1 protein-coding gene and 1 pseudogene are annotated in these 1,188 nt (G+C 39.9%); both read right to left on the reverse strand.

Going from position 1 to position 1,188, the window contains the following annotated elements; all coding sequences use genetic code 11:
* Positions 1-508: pseudogene (locus IEX29_RS26345) on the reverse strand (IS3 family transposase); the annotation flags it as partial.
* Between the two features lie 200 nt (positions 509-708).
* Positions 709-1,038, reverse strand: coding sequence for a helix-turn-helix domain-containing protein (locus tag IEX29_RS26350; RefSeq protein ID WP_188738858.1), 330 nt, complete (start codon positions 1,036-1,038; stop codon positions 709-711).
* Positions 1,039-1,188: the final 150 nt, after the last annotated feature.

Genomic DNA, 1,188 nt, shown 5'->3' on the forward strand with positions numbered 1-1,188 from the left:
CACGATCACTATGCAGTAAAGGAGTAGCCCCTGGATTTGCTTCCAGCGCTGCTTTAATTGTTTCCATAACGAGATCATTATTGTTATAGTAACTAACCTTATAGGCAACGATGGACCCATCATAAAGGTCTTTGATCATACATAAATAGGCTTTATGACCGTCTCTGTATTTTAAATGGGTAATATCTGTTACCCACTTTTGATTTGGTTTTTCTGCCGTAAACTCCCGATTAAGAAGATTGTCTTCGATATTGACATAGCTTGTTTTGGTGGAATATCCATTTGAACGACGTATAAATGATTTCAAGTCTAATAAAATCATTAAACGGCGAATACGTTTCAAATTATAGCATTTCCCGTATTTGCGTTGAATAACCATTCTGATCCGGCGATAGCCGTAAATCCCCCCGTACTGTTTAAAAATCTTTTGAATTTGCTTCATCAGCCGTACATTTTCTTCTTCGTGGCTACCCGGCGTGTGATTCAACCATTTATAATATCCGGATCGGGNCCCCCCGTACTGTTTAAAAATCTTTTGAATTTGCTTCATCAGCCGTACATTTTCTTCTTCGTGGCTACCCGGCGTGTGATTCAGCCATTTATAATATCCGGATCGGGATACCTTTAAAATGTCGCATAATAATTGAATTGGCGTACCTGTTTCTTCATGATATGCATGAATCACTTCAAAGGTAGGGACTTGTTTTCCTACTCGTTCCATCCTCTCCTTTCGATTTCCTCCAACTTTTTTAAGAGACCATTTTCTGCCTCCAAATATTGCGTACGGTGTTCCAGTTCCTTGATTCGAAGCTGTAATTTCTCTTCTTCGGTTAGGTTTGGCTTTGATTCTAATGTTTTCCCGCGCCGATCCTGAAGGGCCTGCTCGCCATCTTTCTGGTATTTACGAACCCAATTATATACTTGTTGATAGGAAACCCCATACTTCTCCGCAGCTTGCTGATAATTCGAATCATTGGCTATCGCATATTGGACAATCTCTATCCGTTCTTTGAATGTGGTTTTACGTCTTCCGCTCATTTTAACGCTTCCTTTATTCGTGGATTTCATCTCTTTCCCACTAGTATAAAGGTTAATCCAACGTTGTAAAACCGATCGGGACGAAATATTAAATTGGTTACATGTGCTTTCGAGGCTTCCACCTTGATACAGATAAAACTCGACAGCTTG

It is taken from the genome of Oceanobacillus neutriphilus (assembly GCF_014645515.1).
Lineage (GTDB): Bacteria > Bacillota > Bacilli > Bacillales > Amphibacillaceae > Oceanobacillus > Oceanobacillus neutriphilus.

Bases quoted from the DNA above. Each gene is read 5' to 3' on its own strand.
- IEX29_RS26350 (WP_188738858.1), bottom strand. From the start codon at position 1,038: ATGAGCGGAAGACGTAAAACCACATTCAAAGAACGGATAGAGATTGTC.